This is a genomic window from Pseudoalteromonas sp. P1-30 (assembly GCF_001400005.1).
Taxonomy (GTDB): Bacteria; Pseudomonadota; Gammaproteobacteria; order Enterobacterales; family Alteromonadaceae; genus Pseudoalteromonas; species Pseudoalteromonas atlantica.
Window position 1 is genome coordinate 23,821 of sequence record NZ_LKBC01000008.1, and the last position, 19,362, is coordinate 43,182.

Below are 19,362 nucleotides of genomic sequence, written 5' to 3' on the forward strand. Positions count from 1 at the left end.
ATTTGCGTGCGTTTAAAAAGTGTATAAACAAACAACCTATTCGAAATTGCGTGTTTTTTACGCAATTACCTAGTTTTAGTTCACACTATGTGAATGCAGATAAAATGGAAAGTTGAGATTTTATGCAAAAGTTAAATTGGCGTCGTATTGTTTTAAAAGTAGGTAGTGCTCTAATTGCTCCAGAACAAGATGGGTGCCGTTCACGCTACTTATTAACCATTGCGCAATTTATTGTTCGCTGTCGTGCTCGTGGTATTGAAGTTATTTTAGTATCTTCAGGCTCAGTAGCTGCAGGCTCACACTTATTCCCATCTGACATTCCACGTTCAGTTGTGATGAAAAAAGCGATGGCAGCAGCAGGTCAAACTGAAATGATGGCCATGTGGGATCGCTTTTTCGATTTTCCATCAGCGCAATTATTATTAACCCATGGTGATTTACGTGACCGTGAGCGCTATGAAAGTATTCGCGAAACTATTTTTACTTTGTTAGAGCATGGTGTACTGCCTATCATTAACGAAAATGATGCTGTAACAACGGATGACTTAAAAGTAGGTGACAACGATAACTTATCAGCCATGGTAGCGGCGGCCGCTGATGCCGATGCATTAATGATTTTTTCTGATGTAGATGGGCTGTATGATAAAAACCCAAATTTGCACGACGATGCAGTTTTACTGCCTGAAATAAAATCAATTGATGAGTCTATTTATGCTATGGCAGGATGTGCTACAAGCTCTGTAGGAACCGGTGGCATGAAAACCAAAATTGAAGCTGCCGAAAAAGCAACGTCTCACGGTATTGCTACTTATATTATTAATGGCTTTAAAGAAGAAACCTTTAATAGATTATTGGCAGGTGACAACCCTGGTAGTGTTTTCCTTCCTTATGAAAAACCAATGCAAGAAGCTGTGCACTGGATGACGCATACAGCGAATGAGCAAGGTGAAGTAGTTGTAGATGGCTCGTTTGATGAGTCTCTTGAAGGTGAAAACGGTTGCATACGTGGCGACGAAATAATGGAAGTTCATGGTGAGTTTGCCATTGGCGATACCATTTTAGTTAGAAGCGAGGATGGCACACGTTTAGCAAAAGCCACCGCAAATTATAGTAGTTGTTTGTTAAGCTTTATTGCAGATAACGAGCAAAGTGAATTTAGCGAAAAAATGCAGGATTCTATTGGTCCTGTTATTTCAGAAAAAGATATCGCATTATTGGAGAAGTCATGAGTTTGATTACGGATATTTCACGCCAGGCAGCAAAAGCTGCAAACACACTTGCTTTACTCGACACCGAGACCAAAAACCAAGTGTTAACCGAAATGGCGGCAGCATTACGCGCAGAAAAAGCATTTATAATTAAAGAAAACGAAAGTGATTTAAGCGCAGCACGCGATAATAACTTAGCCGCTTCGATGATCGACCGCCTAACGCTTAACGAAGAGCGCATTGAAGCAATGGCAGAGGGTATTGAAGTTATTGTAAGTTTAGATGATCCAGTCGGTCAGCTACGCGACATTACAGAGCGCCCAAATGGCATTAAAATACGTAAAATGCGTGTGCCATTAGGTGTTGTATGTATGATTTACGAAGCGCGTCCTAATGTAACTGCGGATGCAGGCGCATTGTGTTTTAAATCGGGTAATGGTGTTATTTTACGCGGCGGTAAAGAAGCCCTTAAAAGCTCGCAAGCCATTGCGAGTGTAATGCACGGTGTACTTGAAAAACATAACTTACCTAAAGCGCTGATCTCAGTTATTCCTGATCCAGACCGTGCATTGCTTATGGAACTAATGCAGCAACGCGAAAGTATTGATTTAATCATCCCTCGTGGTGGCGAAGGCTTAATTAACTTTGTTACAGAAAACAGTACTATTCCTGTTATTCAGCACTTTAAAGGGGTGTGTCATTTATATGTAGATAAAGATGCCGACTTAGAGGTTGCACTTAATTTACTATTAAATGGTAAAACACAGCGCACAGGCGTATGTAATGCGCTTGAAGGGCTAGTGGTTCACCAAGACGTTGCTGATGAATTTTTAAATTTATGTGCCGTTGTATTGCGCCAAGAAGGTGTGAAAATTAATGCAGATGAGCAAGCTGCAAAATACTTCGATAATGCTACAGTACTTGCTGATAATGAATTTGGTGAAGAATACTTAGATTTAGAAATTGCTATTCGTGTAGTACCAAGCTTTAGTGCTGCTGTGGAGCATATTGCTCAATTTGGTTCAAACCACACTGAGGTTATTTGTACTAAAAACGATACTGCGGCTGAGCTTTTCCAACGCAGTGTTGATGCATCGGTAGTGATGGTAAATGCATCATCACGTTTCTCAGATGGCTCGCAATTAGGGTTAGGTGCTGAAATTGGTATAGCTACAACTAAACTACATGCCTATGGTCCTATGGGGCTTGAGTCACTTACAACTGAAAAGTATTTAGTTAATGGCGAAGGCCAAGTACGTAAGTAATATACTCCACTTATAAAAAACGCCGATTGTTTAATCGGCGTTTTTTTATGCATTTTGCAAAGTATGGTTTAGTTTTTCTAACCAGCTTTCTAATGGCTCTGGCCGGTGCAGATGGTACCCTTGTAGGATAACCTCAGGGTACTCTTGTAATAAGTCAAAGTGCGATTGATTCTCGACTCCTTCCGCTACCACTTCTAATTGAAACAACCTGCCAAGGCTGACAATCATATCAATAATTAATTTATCGTTGTTATCAGTGGGGGCTTCAAGCACAAATGAGCGATCTATTTTTAGCTCATGAATAGGTAACTGTTTTAAGTAGGTTAAACTTGAGTAGCCCGTGCCAAAGTCATCTATCGATACACGTACGCCCAGCTTTTTAAGGCAGTGTACGGCTTCAATGGCCGCTTCCATGTGATTAAGTAGCGTCCCCTCTATTATCTCTATTGTGAGTTGCTGAGGATTAATATCAACACTTTTAATTTGTTGGCTTATAAAGTTTAAAAATCGCGGTTCATGAAAATGTCGACCGCTTATATTTACCGAAATATTCAAACTTGGGTGGCTGTATTTAAGCTTGGTAAGTAAATTAAGTGCATTAGTCGTAACCCAACAGTCTAATTCAAAAATAACATCAGATTCTTCAGCTATTGATATAAATTCACATGGGCTTATGAAGCCTTTTTGAGGGTGATCCCAGCGCAGCAGTATTTCTGCGCCTTTTAACGTTTGCTTACTATCAAATTGCGACTGCAAAAATATGGATAGCTCATTTTGAGGAATGGCTTTTCTTAAGTCTTGTTCAATTTCAAAACGTCGTTTAGCCTGCTCGCCAAATGTGGTATCAAAAAATGTAACTCTGTTTCCGCCTTTTTCTTTGGCTTTATAGCAGGCTGCTTCACAATTTCTGATTGTCTCAATAGCACTTTCCCATACATCGTCTCGCGGGAAAATATAAGTGCCTATACTAATTGTTAAGCTAACCTCTTGCCCATCAACGTCAAAAGGGTGGTTGACTGCGTTTAAAAGCTCTTGCGCTTTGTTTTCGGCGATTGATTGCGCACGTGTACGCCCAATTCCTTTATCTACGCTACATAAGGCGGCAAATTCATCACTGCCTAAGCGTGCAATAATATCTTTTTTATCTACATTAGCATGAATACGCTGAGCAAGCTCCTTTAAAATATTATCCCCTGCTAAAAGCCCTAAGCCATCATTAATAGAGTGAAAGCTGTCAATGTCGATAATATAAATATAGGCACATGTTTTATCGCTACTGCACTCTTGCAGTTGTTGCTCTAACTGTTTTAAAAAGCCATTACGGTTAGGCAGTTTAGTAAGCTCATCATGCCAAGTTAGGTAATCTATGCGCTCTTGCGTTACTTTTACGCTTGAAATATCACTAAAAACGCCAATGTAGTGAATATTGGTATCTTGCTCGCTCTTTACCTTACTAAGCGTTAATAGCTCGGGGTATAGCTCGCCATTTTTTCTTCGTGTTACAAGTTCACCGCTCCAGTAGCCAGCTTCATATGCGTGTTTCCACACTTCATCAAAGCTAATACTTGGGTGATTATTTTGTTTGATCTCTTTTAAATCCATTTCCAGCGATTCGGCTTCGCAATAGCCGGTAATTCTACAAAATGATGGATTAACCGCGATAATCTTGCCATCGCTATTAGTAATTACAACACCATCGGCGGTACTGGTAAGTGCCTGGTAAAATAACTTTTGCTTAGATGACAGCTGCTTTAGCTCTTCCTCGCGTTGGCTTAACTCTTTTGCAAGGGCTTCTATTTCGAGTAATTTGTCGTGTAAGTCAAAGTTTTTTTCAATGAGCCTGTCTAGCATGCCTTGCGAAGTAATATGTGTACGTATACGCGCTCTTACCAAAGCTAATTTGTAGGGTTTATGAATATAATCAATGGCACCCATTGCAAAGCCTTTCTCTTCAGACTCTTCTTCAGTAAGTGCGGTGACAAAAATAATGGGAATGCCTTTGGTATTTTGTTTAGCTTTTAATCTTTGACATACTTCATAGCCATCCATGCCTGGCATCATAATATCGAGTAAAATTAAATCTGGGCGCGTGGATTCAACAAACACAAGCGCTTGTTCACCACTTGTTGAAATGCGTACATCGTAGTCTGCAAGTAAGCCTTCAACTAATACATGTAGGTTGCTAGGTTCGTCATCAACAATGAGTATCAAAGGCTTTCGCGGTTGGGTTACTGCAGTTTCATTATTGTTAGCGAGAAAGGTTGAATGCACACTAAATCCTTATTCTTTAATAACCCCTTAAAGTTAGTTTATAGTTGCCATAATTGTCTAGTTTTTATAGTTATTTCTGTATTTATCAATAAGTTTAATCACTAAAGCGTAGTTAAAGTTATCTATTGCCTCTTTTAGCTTGAATAATGGATGGGAATGATCGAATTTTTGAAGCGCAATTTCTCTAACTAATTTACTAGGAATAGGACGGGCAGATAACGCTAAAGAATAGATTTCATCAATTAATGTATCTGGATTTTGCCCAGAGCTCATAGCTTCTGGCTGATGATTATAAGAGTTTGTTACCAGTAGCTGTCTTACTGCATAAAGTGCTAAGGTCAATTGTTCATTAAAAACACTAAGATCGGTGCATGCGTTACTGCTCAGTTCTAACTCTGCTTTTTTAGCGCTTTGCTCTAGTAGCTCTAACCCTAGGGTGCCGGCTAAGCCTTTTAAGTTATGCATCGCTCTAGCTAATGTTTTATGCTCATTATTTTTCAAGTGCTTTACAGCTACCTCCATAAAGTGGCTGTAATCGGTATTAAACTTAGTGAATATTGAATTAATGAGTTCATTATTATCTTCAAGATTAGAGCGTGCTACATTGAGGTTTAATGTACTAAACGTATGGGTTTTTGTTAGATGCTTTTCTATGCTGTCACAAAGCAGACCAAATAATAACGGCTTGACTAAATAGTCATCCATGCCTGCTCGAATGGCGGCTTTCTTATCATTAGAAAATACAGCTGCAGTTACAGCAACAATAGGCGTTATATATCCCCTTTGACGCAGTATTCGCGTCGCTTCTAGGCCATCCATCACTGGCATTTGAATATCCATAAAAATAATATCAATTGCGTTTTCTTCTACTTTAATGAGTGCTTCCTCGCCATTACTTGCAGAGATAACAGTCATATTCATTTTAGTTAATAGTGCTTCAAGAATCTCTTGGTTTACAGGGTTATCATCTACTGCAAGTGCGGTGTAACCGGTAAACTGTGGGTAAGACTCTCCTTCTTTAAGCTGTGTTGAGTCGGGTAATAATAAACGCATTAACTGAGAATCAGTGTGAGTATTACCTATTGTTATAATATCAATATGATCGCTATCGGGGACTGCCTGCGGGTGCTCTTGATCGTTAATGAGTAAAATAAGCAGCAGTTTGTGTTTATTTTTTTGTTTTTGTAAGTACAGTTGCTGCAAAATAAAATTATCTTTTAGTTCTTTGTGTGACAACGTCATGATCACAATATTAAAAGGGTTACTCGGTTGAGATATTTTTGCAATTGCACGTAGCGGCTCTTGGGTAATTTCTGCAGTAATATCAGCGTTACTTAATAACTTAGTGAGTGATTTTATTTGCTCAGTATCGGGACTAATTAGTAAGGCATGCTTTTTAAGCGCTTCTTTGCTCGTCATTTTAAACGGTAGTGTAAAATAAAACTCACTCCCGACGTGGGGTGTGCTGCGTACTTGTATTTCGCCGCCTAGTAACTTGGTTAGTTGCTTACAAATAGTTAAACCTAATCCGGTGCCGCCATATTTACGTGTTGTACTGGAATCGCCTTGGTAGAACGAGTCAAAAATTGAGGCGGTTTGCTCTGGCGTCATGCCTATGCCTGTGTCTTTAATACCAAAGCGTAACTGTATTTGCTGCTCATCTTGTGTTGTGGCCTCAATTGTTACTGTTACTTCACCGCGCTCTGTAAATTTAATGGCATTACCTACACAGTTATTAATAATTTGACTCAAGTGCAGTGGATCGCCCATCAGCTCAAGCCCTGCATCAACATGCAATACAAAATTAAGGCGCAACCCTTTTTGTTTCGCATTTACCGAAAATAAATTTTTTACATTAGAAACCACGGTATGCAAAGTAAAAGGGATTGATTCAAGCTTTACTTTGTCAGACTCAAGCTTTGAAAAGTCGAGTACGTTATTAAGTATTTGCAGTAAGTTTTGAGCGCTTGAAAACGCTTTATCTGCATAGTGTTTTTGTTTTGCTGGAAGAGCGCTGCTTTGTAATAGCTGCAGCATGCCTAAAATACCGTTCATTGGAGTGCGAAGCTCATGGCTCATATTAGCTACAAAGTCACCTTTCGCTTGGTTGGCATTTTTTGCTTGGGTGATGGCAAGTGTAAGCTCTTTATTCATTAATTCCATTTTAGAATTAAGCGCTTGGGTTTCTGCTAGTAGCTCTTTTGTTTGTTTGTTTTTTAAATACAGCGCATTAGCCGCGGTAATAACCGAGTTAATTTCATTTTGATGATGCTCATCACTATTTAGTGTTACTTGCTTTTCATTACTCATATCATTTAACAGCTTAGTTAATTTCGCAATGGGCTTAATGACAGAGTTAAATATAAAAAAGGTAATTACTATTATGATAACAGTGATCAGCGCGGCAAAAAGGTTGGCCATTTCGGTACTTTTTAATACGTGGTCTCTTAGCTGCTGCTCGGTCTGGGTGAGCTTTTGCTTCTCTACATCCCTAATTTTTTCGGCTAGGTAAAGCAGCTCGTTTTCTATTCCTGTTAAAACTACATTTATCGAAAACGTATAGCTACGGGTTAAAATAACTAATTGGCTATACGCTTGCTCAAGCTCGTCAGTATTATTAAGTAGGTTAACATTAGCGGTTTCAATACTCGCCAGTAGGGTATTTAAGTGTGCTAGGTTATCTTGCACATTTTGTGCTTCATCATAATTTGGCTTGTGTAAATAATTGGTTGTTGCTTGTTCTATATTGCTAATAGTTAAAAGGGTATTCACTATTTTATTTTGCTTGTTGGTTAGCGTGTTTTTTTTAAGCTCATTAAGTTGTGCTTTTAGCGCTTCAATAGGTTGTTTGAACTGTGTAATGTACAGCTGCTCTCGTTTGGTTCTGTTAACGACTACGCGATTAAATGTATCTTGATAATTATTTAAGTACTCGTTAAGGCGCTTTATATTGTTTTGATAGTTTTCATCATACTCATTTAAATATGTACTTAGCGTATCTAAATCCCTTTTTGCAGCATTTAAGTGCATATTAAACTTTTCAATGGTATTGCTATTAGCATGATCTAGATAAGCAATGGCTTGGCTTTGTAAAGAAATCACATCGTTTTCTAAACGGGTAACAGACTCGCTTTGTAATAAAGCTTTGTGCTGCGCATTTTGCAGCTCAAAAAGTGATTTTTGCGAATAATTGAATAGGTAACTTTGCAAAATTAATAAAGTAATTAATACGCATAGGGCAATTATTATTTTTGATTTTATTGAACGGGTTATCATTATCTGCTTATTAACTCATACCATTTTTGCAAGCTGTAATCGTAAGTCGGCATAACGCTATTCCAAACAGCTACATTGCTTAAGCGTTTTAAATAGCTACCACCATTTCGCTGCTCGCCGGCTTTTACTGCGACTTGTTTTTGGGTGTTTAGTAAGTCAACCGTAGTGGGCTTGCCTAAGTACCAGTAATTCCATTCACTTGGTGAAAGCATTGCTTTTGAGCGTTGTGGGTTACTAATGTAATACCCTTGGCGAGCAATAAATGCGCCGGCCCACCCCGAAAGCCACCAGTTCATGTAATCGTATGCGGCATCTTTTTGGTTATTATTAACCTGTGACGATAAGCACATTACCCCATGCCAGCCACGGTAGCCCTCTTTTGGAGCGGCAAATCGCACGTTAACATTTTGACTATTGAGCGCGGCCACAGCGGGGGAAAACATACTTTCTATGTGCACGCGTTGGCTTTTCATAAATTCAACAGACTCTGGCACCGAGTTCCAATAACCTGCAAAATGCCCTTGGCGTTTATAGTCAATTAAAATACTAAATAAACGGTCAAGCTCGGAGCGAGTAATCGCACCAATATCTTTAAATGTTATTAACCCTTTGCTTTGTGCTGCCAAGGCAAGGTCAAATAAGCCAATTGTGGGTGCATTTACAATGCCTACTTTACCTCGATGGGCATCATCAAGTAACCAGCCCCAACTTTCAGTTTCGTAGGCAATACCAGGCTTAACCTTGGCGGTGTTATAGCCAAAAGAGTCAACATTATGTACATAAGGTAAAAAGCTAATGTAATCGCTTTCGTTAGCGCTTAGAGTGCCGTCCTCTTGTACGTTGAGTAATTTATAAGGGGCGTCGCCTGCACCTAATTTTGCATCGGGGGTGAGCTTCCCTGTTTTGGTAAGAGAATTTATTTCATTAAAGTAGGTTAGTCGTTTTTTTTCTATGGGCTGAATAGACCCCGCCCGCCAAAGCACATTAATACTGTTTGACCATTGCTCGTATAAATCAAATGAGCCAGGGTCCATGGAGGCTTTTTGTAATACGGCAGCACTACCTGCAGGGGAAAATTCTATATTTATGCCTAAATCAAGCATTGCTTGTTTACGAATGGCTTCTTGTAGCGTTACATGTGTTCCTAAGACTCTTAGGGTTACTTTTTTTCGGGCAAAAACATAAGGTACATGCGTAACTACGCCTGCGGTTAAACCGATGACAGCGAGCTTTTTTAATGTGGTGCGTTTAGGGGTATCCATTGTTTAAGCCAAAAGTATCACTGCTACAGATGAGATAATTTATAGCCAACAAAGACTAAACAAACAAGGAATGAGCAAATATAAAAGTTATTGTGTAGAAGATAAAAGAATAATAAGACGATGAAAAATAGGAAGTAATAGAAGAGTAGGAAAGTGGTGGAGCTAAGCAGGATCGAACTGCTGACCTCCTGCGTGCAAGGCAGGCGCTCTCCCAGCTGAGCTATAGCCCCACATATGCTGGTCTTATTGTTTGTTATCCGACTTCGTTTTAATNCTCCTGCGTGCAAGGCAGGCGCTCTCCCAGCTGAGCTATAGCCCCACATTCCTAAATTACATAGTTGTAATTACTTGGCTACTGAGTCCCAAGCGGGGTGAACTTTAAATATTTTTATAAATTTGGTCAAGTATTTTTTAGCAATATTTAACTGTTATCGTTTATTTTTGATAGACTCGAGAAAAATACCTCGCGAAACGACAAAAACAATGAAAAAAAGTATCTGTATACTTGCTTTGCTACTTGCAGGGTGTGCCAGTAATGAAGCGCCTCCTTATGAAATAAATAACAAGCAGTTTTATGAGAACGTGGATGAGCAAGGTAACAAAATATTTGCTTACGTTGTATCGGTAAAGGCTGAGCATCGTAGTAACATAAACTTAAATAACGGCGGGCGAGGCGAAAAAAGACCGAGCCGCTCTGATGTAAAACGTTACATAGAACAAGAACACTTCGAAGACTCTAGTGTGTTAAAACTTAAGCTTGAGGATGAAGCCGTCAGGTTTTTAAACGAAACCCTCAGTGAAAATAACTATTGTGAAAATAAACACGAAATTACACAAGTGCTATGGCGTGACTTAAGTGTGCAGTTAAGAGGGCGTTGTTTGTAGTATGTTGGCCGATAAAGCAAAGCTTGCGCAGTTGTTAGCGCAATTAGGTATAAATTACGATGTAATAGAACACCCTGCGTTACATACCAGTTTAGATGCTGATGCATTTATGGTGGAGCGCCCAGGTACGCGACTTAAAAACTTGTTTTTGCGTGATAACGAGGGCAAAAAACACTTTTTAGTAATTACCGCACACGACAAACAGCTCGATTTAAAAACCCTATCTAAGCAACAGGGGCTTTCTCGGTTGGGGTTTGCCTCTAGCGAGCGGTTAGCACGTTATTTAAAAGTGGCGCCCGGGTGTGTGTCTATGCTTGCTTTAGCAAACGATAAACAAAGCAATGTTACTTTGTGGCTTGATCAAGATATTTGGTTTAACGAGCTGTTTCATTGTCACCCGTTTGAAAACACCCAAACTTGGCTGCTTACAAAAAATGATTTAAATACCTTTTTTGAGCATACAGGGCATCACCCTCGGGTAATGTTTTTACCTTCTCGATAGCCTAAAGTGACTAAGACTAAACCAATAAAACACACACTCAGTAAGCAAAGCATAAATGCAGTTTGCCCTGAGTGTTGATAAACAATACCTGGCAATAACGAGCCCAACGCCCCGCCACTATAATAAAACGATACATACCCGCCATTCGTTACACTTGCAGGCGCTTTGCTAATCTTGTTAACAAGTGGAACTGCGCTTGAGTGTATAACAAACATAGCAGCACAAAATAACGTAAACGCGATTAAAAACACACTCAGTTGCTGGCTTATAAGTAATACAATGCTTAAGTTATACACGATAAAAACCGCAGCAAGTAAATGCCAAGCTGAAGGCACTTTTTTAGCAAGCCAAGGTGTTGCAATAGATGCTAAAGCACCGATTAAGTAGCCGCTGTACACTAAGCCAATATCGCGTGTGTTTGTAATTAAAAAGGTGTTTTGCAAAATAAACGGTAGGTAATTTAATAAGGCTGCAAAGCAAAAAAACATACAAAAAACGGCGCCATACAATTTTAGTACTGCCGCATCTTTTAGCTGCTTAATATACGTTAACGGCGTAAGTGCTGACTGATTAGATACCACAAAGCCCGTGGGCTTTATACTTATAGCCAGGCCAATAAGCACAATCGAAATAACATAATAAAAACTTTGCCAATGCCATACATCACTAAATAAAGCGGCCAATACTCGGCCAAAGTAGCCCCCAGCTATGGTACTGCCTATGTATAAGGTCATATTTTTTTGTAAGGCATCTGCGCTGTAACGTATACCAATAAAGCTTGTCATCGCGGTAAGCGCGGCAGGTAAGGTTAAGCCTTGTATAAAACGCACCAAAAGTAATAGCTCAAAACTTGGCGCTACTGTAAACAGTATGCAGCTCACTCCTAAAATAAACATAGCAATACGTAAAATAATAAGCGGGTTTTGCTTGGCTAAAAATAGCCCATAAACCAAAGGTGCAATTGCTAAAGGCAGCATGGTTACGCTCATTAAGCTGCCGGCAAGCGCAGGGGGAACGTTAAATTCGCTAGCAAATAAGCTCAATAAAGGCTGAGGTGCGTACAGCACAAAAAATATAAACACCGAGCAAATAAGTAAATGAGCAAAACGCATTGTAAGGCTTAAAACATAAGCTGATAAGTTAGCCAAAGTATATGAAAAATGGCTTATATTTCATAGGTTAAATCATTAACAATTGCGCTAAATCAAAGTGTATATTCAGCCCTTTGCTAGATTAATGCTAATAGCACTGTTATTTGTACTCGTTGGTGATTAAAATAAACCTAATATAAGTTTTTAGTGGAACAAAGCCATGGGTTCATTACAAGACCAATTGCTGCAAGCAGGGTTAACAACATCGCACAAAGCTAAAGTTGCTAAGTCAGAAAAACGTAAGCAACAAAAAAAGCAAAAAAAAGGGGCTACCAGTAACCCAAGCGATCTGCAAAAGCACATACAGCAAACTAAATTAGAGCAGCAAAAAAAGGCTGAAGAACTTAACCAGTCGCGCCAAGAAGAGCTTAAGCAACGTGAGCAAGTTGCTCGTGTTAAGCAAATACTTGAGCACCATAACCAAGACTCTATTCGTGGTGAGCGTACCTTTAATTTTACTTACGATAACAAAGTAAAAGGGATAGACGTAAACGAGAAAACCCAAAAAGCGTTATCGGGTGGTCGTTTAGCTATTTGTGTACTGGAAGGGCAGTTTTACGTACTCGATGATGAGCCGGCGCGTAAAGTCGCAGAAGTTGATGAAAAGTACATTGTTTTTCATGTTGAACCTGAAAACAAACCAAAAGATGAAGACGACCCATATGCAGACTTTGAAGTACCAGATGATTTAGTATGGTAAGTGTCTGTTCAGTATTGTTTGCTAAAGTTAACAACAATGGCTGAAAACGTAGTCATGTTTGTTTGATCGCCTAACGTAAATTGATACGTATGCTTTTTACTAGATTGTTTACTACAATCAATAGACTATTTTCTAACCGTCAAAAAGAAGAGTGAATATAATGAGCAAGATGAAAGCACTAATAGTAGGCGCGGGTATTAGTTTAGCCGCAAGTTTTTCGTTTAACGCCGCCGCTGCTGATGGCGAAGCCCTTTACACCCAAAAAATGTGTCAAACATGTCACGGTGCAGAAGGTAAAGCACCTATTATGGGCGCATACCCTAAAATTAATGGTCAAAACAAAGACTATTTAGTGGCCCAAATGAAAGATATTAAATCGGGCGCGCGTAGCAATGGTATGACTGCCGCAATGAAAGCAATGGTTGCAACGGTAACGGACGAAGAGTTTGAAGCAATTGCTGACTACCTTTCAAAGGTAAAATAAAGCACCGCGTTTAAAAACGTATTATCGTTTTAAATTAAAGTGCAGCGTAAACAGCCACACAATTGTGTGGCTGTTTTGTTTGTGTTTGCTATAAAATTAATACTGCTTTAGACTTCTAAACATCTATTCGTACTTGTGTTGTTGTACGTATTTTAAAAGGCTGATTATGATTGATTTACCCCAACTAGATTTAAAAAATAAAGTGTCGGAGCAAGAGTGGCAATTGCGCGTAGATTTAGCAGCTTGCTACCGATTAGTAGAGCATTTTCGTTGGGGGGATTTAATATACACGCATTTATCGGCACGTTTACCTGGCACTGATCACTACCTTGTAAATGCGTTTGGCTTAACGTTTGACGAAGTAACTGCATCAAACTTAGTAAAGGTTGATTTGCACGGCAATATTATTGACGACACCCCCTTTAGCATTAACCCAGCTGGTTTTACTATCCATAGCGCAATTCACGAAGTGCGTGAAGATGCTCATTGCGTTATTCACTTACATACTAAAGAAACCATTGCCGTTGCTACACAAAAAAATGGCCTATTGCCACTAAGCCAATACTCTATGTTTTCGCTCCCTTCGCTGTCGTACCATGGCTATGAAGGGCTGGCTGTAAATGATGACGAGCGCAAAGTATTACAAGATGATTTAGGCAATACCAATCATATGCTATTGGTAAATCATGGTGGCTTAACCGTAGGTCCAACCGTAGGCGATGCCTTTATGCGTTTTTATGACTTGCAACGTGCCTGCGAAATTCAGCTTGCATTACAAGCCAGCTCACAAGAGGTTATTCCGGTGCCGCAGCCAATTATCGACAATATTTATAACCAAGCTAATGTGGTACATAGCGGCAGCACAGGTGGGCAATTAGCGTGGCCTGCCATGTTACGAAAAGCGTACCGACTTGATCCCAGTTTTGCACAATAGCCAGCGTGGCTAATAAGGAATTTTAATGAAAGTAAATCGCGTAGAAGTATTTGATATTCATTGCCCAGAGCGTCCAGCCTGGACGCCGGTTTTTGTACGTATTCATACCGATGAAGGTATTAGTGGTGTAGGTGAGGCTGGTTTAGCTTACGATTTAGGCCACAGCGCAGCAGCAGCAATGATAAAAGAAATGGCTGATGCTTTTTTAATTGGGCACGACCCGTTTCAAACCGAAAAGTTATGGTCGCGTATGTTACGCGAAAGCTTTTGGGGTTTAGGTGGCGGCCCTGTTGTTTATGCAGCAATGAGCGCCATAGATACAGCACTTTGGGATATAAAAGGTAAAGCACTTGGTTTACCGGTATACCAATTACTGGGCGGCAAAGTAAACGATAAGCTGCGTACTTACGCATCGCAGTTACAGTTTGATTGGGACAGCGAATTTAAAGCGTTAGTACAACCGCAAGAATACGCAGAAGCTGCGTTAAAAGCGATTGGCGAAGGTTATGATGCAGTAAAAGTTGACCCTATCCAATACGATAAAGACGGCAATACGTATTACGACCGTACTAAAATAATTTCTCGCGCTGAAATGAAGCTATACCGTGCTCGTATGCAAGCTATACGTGAAGCAGTTGGTGACGAAGTGGATATTATTTTTGAATGCCACAGCTTACCTGGCGCGACCTCTGCTATACAAATTGGTGAAATAGCCGAAGAGTTTGATTGCATGTACTACGAGGAGCCAGTTAACTACTTAAACCATTCTTTACATGCAAAAGTAGCAGATAAAGTGGCAGTGCCAATTGCAGGCGGTGAGCGTTTATACAACCGCTGGGGTGTGCGCCCTTATTTAGAAGATCAAAGCATTGATGTACTTCAACCTGATATCGGTTTATGTGGTGGCTTTACTGAAACTAAAAAAGTATGTGACTACGCCGATATTTTTGATGTGCGTATTCAGGCGCATGTATGTGGTGGGCCTGTTGCTACTGCCGCGTCGTTACATTTAGAAACCGCTATTCCTAACTTTTTGATTCATGAGCATCATACATATGCCATTAAAAAGTGGAACCGAGAGCTGTGCTTACAAGATCCACAACCAAAAAATGGCTTTTTTGAAGTATCAGAAGAGCCAGGCTTAGGCATTGAATTAAATGATGAGATTGTTATGCGCTCGCAACGTGTAGAAATTAAATAATTTAAGCTTTATTTAAAGAGCGTTATTTAAATACTATTGTTTAAAGTAAAAGCCGGTAAGTGATAGCTCACTTACCGGCTTTTTTATAGCTGTGTTTCTCTAATACCTATGAGCAATACCATTTGAATAGTTAGTGGGTTTAATTGGCAAGATTGATTGTACACGTAACGCCTTTTATCTCAGCGGTGGCTTTACTATCAAGGTGGCGTATATAGCAGCGATTATTGTTTATCATTAATTCAAATTGATCAGGAAAGTTAAGCTGTTGATTGGCTGTTATATCGCTACGGTTTGTGTTTTTAAGAGTAAAGGTACTGGTGTGAATAAAGATATCGTCAGCAAGCGTTACGTTTTTTATATGCATTAAGCGCTCTATAACACGCTCTACCGCTTGGCTATTTGGCTCGGTAAGTAAGGCGTGGTGCAGCTTAGGAGTAGGCTGCGTGTTAGATGCGCAACCACTTAAAATAGTTAAGATGCCAAGGGCTGATAATTGCGAATGTAATGTCATAGTCATTGCCGCATTTACGTAAGTGGTTAAATTTAATATAGCTTATCTAGGGTATGTTATAAAAATGCTTAGCATTTGCGTAGCTAAGGTTGTGCCATATTTTATTTGTTTTACACAAAGCTTGATGGCTATGCCAAACATCATTATAGCTTGCGTTAATTTGGCAAACCGGAAAGTTACTCGCAAACATAATGCGCTGCTCGCCAAAGTACGAGAGCATAGTTTCAAAACAATCTTGTTGCTGTTGTAAATTCAACGCTAAAAGCTCAAAACCCGAAAACTTAATCGCTATATTATTGTGCGCACTTAGCATGCGAATGCTTTGCTGCCAGTTATTAATATTATTAGGTAGGCCGCCATGGTTTATTATTATTTTTAGCTGAGGCAGCGCCTTAGCGTAACGAGCAAGCTGAGCAGCTATTGCAGTATTTTCAAGCTCAAACTGGGCTTCATAATGCAGCCCTTGCTGGCAAAGGGTTTGCAAATTACTAAAGCACTCTGGGTTTAATAATCGCTGTGCATCTGAGCCTTCGGTGATATCCCGTATGCCTATTAAATGCGGGTGGGCAAGGGCGTTTATTGCTTTTGCAAATTGCACAGGTGCGCAATCTAACTGAGCGTAACTAATGGCTTTAAAGGGAAGCTTTTTTAAATGCGCCGTTAGCCAATTAAGTTCGTTAATGGGGGCGTTGTTATCAAAACCTGCCTCTATATGTACTATACCGGCGAGGGTAAAGTCACTGCTCTCTAGTAGCTCTTTTTCGCTAATAGGTTGTTTTATTAACTCTAAATTTGGCCATGCTGGTGGGTTTTCGCCTTGCAGCCAAGTATATTGCCCCTCGGCAAGGTTAAAAAAATGCACGTGGGGGTCAATAATTTTCAGGCTCATCGGCATGTGCTCATTGTGTGGTATAGCCGCCATCAATATTTTGTAGGCTACCGGTTATAAAGCTTGCATCATCACTTGCTAAAAAGCTAACTAACGCGGCAACTTCATCAGCTTGTCCTAAGCGGTTTAGCGGTTGAAGGCTTGCCTCTTCTGCCACTATATCGGCCTTGTTAGCCCCACTTTTTTTACAATAAGCATCTATCGCGTTGTGAAATAGAGGGGTTTCTATTGTCCCTGGGCATACCGCATTCGCGCGAATATTAAATTGGGCGTAATCAAGTGCTGTAGTTTTTGCCATAGAAGCAAGAGCATGTTTTGTCAGGTTGTAGGCAAACGAGTTAGGCTTACCAATTATTGCCTGATCTGAGGCTATTAAAATAATGGCGCCATTGTTTTGCGCTTTCATGCTGGGTAGTACACTTTGTACAGCCGCATAAGCCCCTTTAACGTTCAATGCAAATAACGCATCGAAAGTGTGCTCATCGGTATCCTCTATGCTAGCACTGAGGTGTTTACCGGCGTTAGAAACAAGTACATCTATGCGTGGGCTTTGTTTACAAATGGCCGTAATACAGGCTTTTACAGCACTAACATTACTCACATCGCATTGGTGAAAAACCCCGAGCTCGCTGTACTCAATATCCAGATTGTGCACCGTGTAGCCATTTTCAATAAAGCGTTTTACAACCGCTAATCCAATGCCTTTTGTACCGCCTGTAACAATAGCAACCTTAGACATACTTGCTCCTAATTTAAGGTGTGTGATTAGTGAGAGTGACCACAGCCGCCTTCAGCGTGAACATGGCCATGCGAAATCTCTTCACTGGTTGCTTCACGAACCGATACCACTTCTAAATCAAACGTTAGCGTTTTGCCTGCAAACGGGTGGTTTAAATCACAATCTGCATTAAAGCGGCCTACTTTAACTAATGTTACCTGATGTTGGCCTTGGTTTGAGTGCACCATCGCAGTCATACCTGGTTTCCACACTTTTACGTCACCTTGTAGGTGCTTAAGCGGAATACGCTGAATTAAATCGTCAACGCGCTCACCGTATGACTCGCTAGGCTCAAGTGTTACGCTAAACTTATCGCCAGCTGCTTTGCCTTCAAGGGCTTTTTCTAAGCCAGGAAGCATGCCTTCGCTGCCATGAATATAGCTAAGAGGCGCGTGGTTTACACTGCTTTCTAGTTGCTCGCCCGCTTCGCTTAATGTGTAATGAAATTCAACTGCTGAATTTTTGCTAATTTGCATGCTTGTCTCTTTAAGTTTTTGACTAAGTTAAAAGCCGATTTTACGCGAAATACCGAGCTTTATAAACTCAGCGTGGTTGAATAAGTGATTTTTGTAGATCTTGCAGTAAATCTTGTTTTTGCTGCGGCTGTTTGGGTTTTTCTGCCTGGGGAATAAATAGCGTTAATTGCGTGCCAGGCTTTAAAATGCTTGAGGCACTTAAGTTGTTCCATTTAGCTAAATCACTGTGCGGCACTTCGTAAAGCTGACTAATGCTCCACAAGCTATCGCCTTGTTTTACTTCATAGCCTATTTCAAGAGTGGGGATCACGACTTCTTGTGGCTCTAAATAAGGACTAATTTGATAATCTATAGTGAGCGATTTTGGGAGCGTTTTAGGCTGTCCAACCAGCAGTTTTTCACCTATGCCTATCATATTATTTTGTTTGCCATTGAGCTGCTTTAACGCGTTTAGCGACATGTTGAAGCGCCTTGCAATGCTGTATAGCGTATCATTTTTTTTAACGATGTATTCGCCTGCAAAATTAGACTTAAAAAACTGACTTTTTAACAGTGCCTCTTGGCCGATAGGTAAAAGCAATGAGTGGGGGCCATTCGGTGAGCTTTGATTTTTTAAATAGCCTTGGTTAAGCGCGTGCAACTGTTTTGAGCCAACCCCAGAGAGCTTAGCGATGACCGAAAAATCAAACTGTTGGCCCACATTCATTTGCGTTGTTATTGGTTTATTAGCCAGTTTAGGACGCTTAAAGCCTTTTTGCGGGTGCTTAACTAAGTAGCTTAGCGCTAACAGTTTAGGTACGTAGTCGGCCGTTTCTTTTGGCAGCTTTAGAGAAAAGTAATCGGTACTTTTACCGCGTTTTTTATTTCGCTCAATGGCTCGTTTAACACGCCCCTCACCACTATTATAAGCCGCTAGGGCGTGTAGCCAGTCGCCATCAAAGCGTTTGTGTAAATAGCTGAGGTATTCAAGTGCGGCATCGGTGGAGGCAAGTACATCTTGTCGGCCGTCATACCACTGATCGGATTTAATCCCAAAATGATGCGCTGTGGCGGCCACTAATTGCCAAACGCCTACCGCTTGCTGCGATGAGGCAATGGTGGGTCTAAAATCACTTTCTACAAAGGGCAGTAAAGCCAGCTCCATAGGTAGGCGCTTTTGCTCAATTTTTTTTACGATATGATACAAATAAGGCGCGGCGCGTTTATTTACCGTGGGTAAATAGTTCGGTTGTTTTAAATACCAGTTAATACGCTTTTTTAAGGCGCGATTTTGATACACCGTAAAATGTAGGTTGTTGGCGATATGCACCCATAGGTTTTTAGCTTTGGTGGGGCGCTTTTTTACAATTGTTTTTTTTGCCTTTACCGGCGGTGCAGTATTGGCTTGCTGTAATTGTTTTGGCTGTACAGGCTCAAGCTCTATTTGGTTTTCGTAGCTTGGCTCAAAGTGAGTAAAAATTTGTGGTGCGTCTGTTTCGGGTTGTGTTTGTGTGCTGTTACAGCCATACAAAAAAATAATTACACAACTTACAAGCAATCCACGCATCTTCATCTCTTATCTACAATCCT

17 protein-coding genes and 1 tRNA gene are annotated in these 19,362 nt (G+C 40.3%); 8 read left to right on the forward strand and 10 right to left on the reverse strand.

Translation table 11 applies throughout. The annotated features are described in order from the left end of the window. Positions 1-122: 122 nt before the first annotated feature. Positions 123-1,229, forward strand: coding sequence for a glutamate 5-kinase (gene proB / locus AN395_RS12880; protein WP_054983240.1), 1,107 nt, complete (start codon positions 123-125; stop codon positions 1,227-1,229). Then, the gene (locus AN395_RS12885; protein WP_004587657.1) at positions 1,226-2,473 is read left to right on the forward strand and encodes a glutamate-5-semialdehyde dehydrogenase; all 1,248 of its coding nucleotides are present in this window, start codon (positions 1,226-1,228) and stop codon (positions 2,471-2,473) included. Before proB ends, AN395_RS12885 begins: the two co-directional genes overlap by 4 nt. 45 nt (positions 2,474-2,518) lie before the next feature. On the opposite strand, the gene AN395_RS12890 is transcribed toward AN395_RS12885, so the two are convergent. From AN395_RS12890 to AN395_RS12905, 4 genes are all read right to left on the reverse strand, one after another. After that, the gene (locus AN395_RS12890; protein ID WP_054983241.1) at positions 2,519-4,744 is read right to left on the reverse strand and encodes an EAL domain-containing protein; all 2,226 of its coding nucleotides are present in this window, start codon (positions 4,742-4,744) and stop codon (positions 2,519-2,521) included. Between the two features lie 57 nt (positions 4,745-4,801). After that, positions 4,802-8,020, reverse strand: a complete 3,219-nt coding sequence (locus tag AN395_RS12895) for an ATP-binding protein (protein WP_054983242.1) — start codon at positions 8,018-8,020, stop codon at positions 4,802-4,804. Beyond that, the gene (locus tag AN395_RS12900) at positions 8,020-9,282 is read right to left on the reverse strand and encodes a PotD/PotF family extracellular solute-binding protein (protein WP_054983243.1); all 1,263 of its coding nucleotides are present in this window, start codon (positions 9,280-9,282) and stop codon (positions 8,020-8,022) included. Before AN395_RS12900 ends, AN395_RS12895 begins: the two co-directional genes overlap by 1 nt. Before the next feature lie 154 nt (positions 9,283-9,436). Then, a tRNA-Ala gene (locus AN395_RS12905) sits at positions 9,437-9,512 on the reverse strand. Between the two features lie 253 nt (positions 9,513-9,765). Between AN395_RS12905 and AN395_RS12910 the strand changes: the two genes are divergently transcribed. Together AN395_RS12910 and AN395_RS12915 are read left to right on the forward strand one after the other, a co-directional pair. Beyond that, a complete protein-coding gene (locus AN395_RS12910; protein ID WP_024031465.1) occupies positions 9,766-10,167 on the forward strand; it encodes a hypothetical protein in 402 nt (133 codons plus the stop codon). 1 nt (position 10,168) lies between these two features. Next, a complete protein-coding gene (locus tag AN395_RS12915) occupies positions 10,169-10,669 on the forward strand; it encodes a prolyl-tRNA synthetase associated domain-containing protein (RefSeq protein ID WP_054983244.1) in 501 nt (166 codons plus the stop codon). On the opposite strand, the gene AN395_RS12920 is transcribed toward AN395_RS12915, so the two are convergent. Further along, positions 10,636-11,781, reverse strand: coding sequence for an MFS transporter (locus AN395_RS12920; protein WP_054983245.1), 1,146 nt, complete (start codon positions 11,779-11,781; stop codon positions 10,636-10,638). The genes AN395_RS12915 and AN395_RS12920 overlap by 34 nt on opposite strands. A 199-nt stretch (positions 11,782-11,980) precedes the next feature. On the opposite strand from AN395_RS12920, the gene AN395_RS12925 reads away from it, so the two are divergent. From AN395_RS12925 to AN395_RS12940, 4 genes are all read left to right on the forward strand, one after another. Beyond that, positions 11,981-12,520 (forward strand): DUF2058 domain-containing protein, encoded by a 540-nt coding sequence (locus AN395_RS12925; protein WP_004587650.1) that lies wholly within the window; start codon positions 11,981-11,983, stop codon positions 12,518-12,520. Positions 12,521-12,680: 160 nt separating this feature from the next. Next, entirely contained in the window at positions 12,681-13,004 is a 324-nt protein-coding gene (locus AN395_RS12930) for a c-type cytochrome (RefSeq protein WP_004587649.1), read from the forward strand. Positions 13,005-13,170: 166 nt separating this feature from the next. After that, on the forward strand, positions 13,171-13,938 hold the full coding sequence (locus AN395_RS12935; RefSeq protein ID WP_024031462.1) for a class II aldolase/adducin family protein: 768 nt from the start codon (positions 13,171-13,173) through the stop codon (positions 13,936-13,938). A 25-nt stretch (positions 13,939-13,963) separates the two neighbouring features. Beyond that, the gene (locus AN395_RS12940; protein WP_054983246.1) at positions 13,964-15,139 is read left to right on the forward strand and encodes a mandelate racemase/muconate lactonizing enzyme family protein; all 1,176 of its coding nucleotides are present in this window, start codon (positions 13,964-13,966) and stop codon (positions 15,137-15,139) included. Between the two features lie 139 nt (positions 15,140-15,278). Here AN395_RS12940 and AN395_RS12945 read toward each other — a convergent pair whose 3' ends face one another. The 5 genes from AN395_RS12945 to AN395_RS12965 form a co-directional block, all read right to left on the reverse strand. Beyond that, the gene (locus AN395_RS12945; protein WP_029772597.1) at positions 15,279-15,650 is read right to left on the reverse strand and encodes a hypothetical protein; all 372 of its coding nucleotides are present in this window, start codon (positions 15,648-15,650) and stop codon (positions 15,279-15,281) included. Between the two features lie 46 nt (positions 15,651-15,696). Beyond that, a complete protein-coding gene (locus AN395_RS12950) occupies positions 15,697-16,539 on the reverse strand; it encodes an amidohydrolase (protein WP_054983247.1) in 843 nt (280 codons plus the stop codon). 10 nt (positions 16,540-16,549) lie between these two features. After that, a complete protein-coding gene (locus AN395_RS12955) occupies positions 16,550-17,278 on the reverse strand; it encodes an SDR family NAD(P)-dependent oxidoreductase (RefSeq protein ID WP_054983248.1) in 729 nt (242 codons plus the stop codon). A 26-nt stretch (positions 17,279-17,304) separates the two neighbouring features. Then, entirely contained in the window at positions 17,305-17,793 is a 489-nt protein-coding gene (locus AN395_RS12960; RefSeq protein ID WP_024031457.1) for a peptidylprolyl isomerase, read from the reverse strand. 67 nt (positions 17,794-17,860) lie between these two features. After that, the gene (locus AN395_RS12965; protein ID WP_054983249.1) at positions 17,861-19,339 is read right to left on the reverse strand and encodes a LysM peptidoglycan-binding domain-containing protein; all 1,479 of its coding nucleotides are present in this window, start codon (positions 19,337-19,339) and stop codon (positions 17,861-17,863) included. Between the last annotated feature and the right edge of the window lie 23 nt (positions 19,340-19,362).